The following is a 1726-nucleotide window of genomic DNA, read 5'->3' as shown; positions in this document are numbered from 1 at the left end:
TTGGGCCAGGGTGTTCCACCACAGGTAGGTGTGGCTTGCGGCGGGCGTCGATTATTACTATAGAGAAAGTGGCTGAGACAATGTTGACAGCCACTTATTTCGATGAATTTTGAAAGAGCGAGCGACAGATGGCGTTAGCTCACCTCACGTCCCGCCCCTATATCTGGTGGCCTATCAGGTCGTGGGTGAATTATTTTTTCTTAGACATTGCCAGATTGTTGTTAACCGGTTGATTTTCAGCAGCCGATTCGTATCGCCAAAAGCTAACAGGGAAATTCACCTTTGCGGTACAAATCAAGTAACCTCGCTACCCATTCACTCACATGTCCTTTTGCTATGGCCTCCCCAATCATTCCGATATCATCAGACACATAGCTTGCGGCTTCGGAATTTTGCGTTAGACGGAACACTTTCTTGAAAGAAAACTCTCTTAACGCTGAAATTTCCTTTTCATCAGTAGAGGTTTTATAGTCTAGTTTTTTCAAATACTCATTACTTTCAACCCACGACGCATCAAACTCCCCCCTATCTCTTTGGTCTAACGCCTCGTCCCAGTCTTTAACAGCCAAAGCAACCACTTCAAAAAAATCTTCTTCATGGATTAAAATCGATAGCTCTTTTATAGATTCACTAGTCATCTCAAGCCACTCTCTCTCAGCCAGTTCTCAATAAGGTCTACTGCCGTACGCGGTGTCACGTTTTCACCTAAGACATGCGTTCCATTAGGTGAAACCACATCAACCTTTATATGATCCATATTTTCATATGCTTTTCTGTAAGCCGCAAACAATTCATCATCTGTTCCTGAAAAATCACCTTGGCGGGGCCCGATATGAGGTCGCTCAGCTTCATGCAAAAGCCAATGTGAATGCTCTGGATTTTTTCCACGTGGAAATATGGTTGGTCTAGTCTTATCAGATCTTGCAATCTCAAATGGTCGACCTACTGACTTTCGCACAGCGGGGACATGGTGCCCCGATTTACTGACTCCCATACCCTTTGTTTCACACCACCCCCACGGGTCGATCCTAGAAAAAGGATTCGACAAATAACCATAAAGATTGTGCCCACCCAACAACCCTATCGGATCCTGCGTTACAAACCGCCCCACCTCCGGATCGTAATACCGAAACGTGTTGTAGTGCAGCCCCGTCTCGTCATCGAAATACTGCCCCTGAAACCGCAAATTCTGCTCGATGTCATTGACCGCCAGCTTTTCAACCGCCCCCCAAGCCTTGTACGTCGCCTGCCAGACAATGCTCCCGTCCGCGTCCGTCATCTCCAGCGGCGTACCAATCTGATCAGTATGGAAGTAATAAAGCTGCTGCTCTTCACCCTCTGCCTGATCCACCCGCGCCAAGGGCGCATAACTCCCCGGCTCATACAGGTACAGACTGCTCTGCCCCGGTCGCTCCTCACGCAACATCCGCAGGCCTTGCCACAAAAAGTGCTTATGCTCGGTCTTGCCGTTGACCTCTGAAACCTTGGCAACCCGTCGCCCCAAACTGTCGTACCTATACGAACCGGTACTTTCCAGCTTGCCATTAACCAACGTCTCAACCCGCACCAAGCGATTTTCACAGTCATAACCAAACGTCTGCAGCGTGCCCGTGCCGCTGCGTTTTTCAATCAGGTTGCCCCACGCATCGTAGGCATATTCCTGATCCCGCCAGCGCTTCAGGCGGTTGTCCTTGACGTGGTCAAACTGGCTGGTGTTGAAGTTCAG

At 49.0% G+C, this 1726-nt stretch carries 2 protein-coding genes; both read right to left on the bottom strand.

Annotated elements, in window-relative coordinates:
• Positions 1-263: 263 nt before the first annotated feature.
• Positions 264-638 carry a hypothetical protein gene (locus NPS56_RS30885; protein ID WP_046820288.1) on the bottom strand — a complete coding sequence of 125 codons (375 nt, stop codon included), beginning with the start codon at positions 636-638 and terminating at the stop codon, positions 264-266.
• Positions 635-1726, bottom strand: a 1092-nt coding sequence (locus NPS56_RS30880) for an RHS repeat domain-containing protein (RefSeq protein WP_274078158.1), incomplete at its 5' end; no start/stop codon positions are given. The genes NPS56_RS30880 and NPS56_RS30885, both read right to left, overlap by 4 nt.

The organism is Pseudomonas putida, from assembly GCF_028682635.1.
Taxonomy (GTDB): domain Bacteria; phylum Pseudomonadota; class Gammaproteobacteria; order Pseudomonadales; family Pseudomonadaceae; genus Aquipseudomonas; species Aquipseudomonas putida_AE.
The sequence above is the reverse complement of the archived record's forward strand: the minus strand, read 5'-3'. Positions and strand labels throughout refer to the sequence as shown.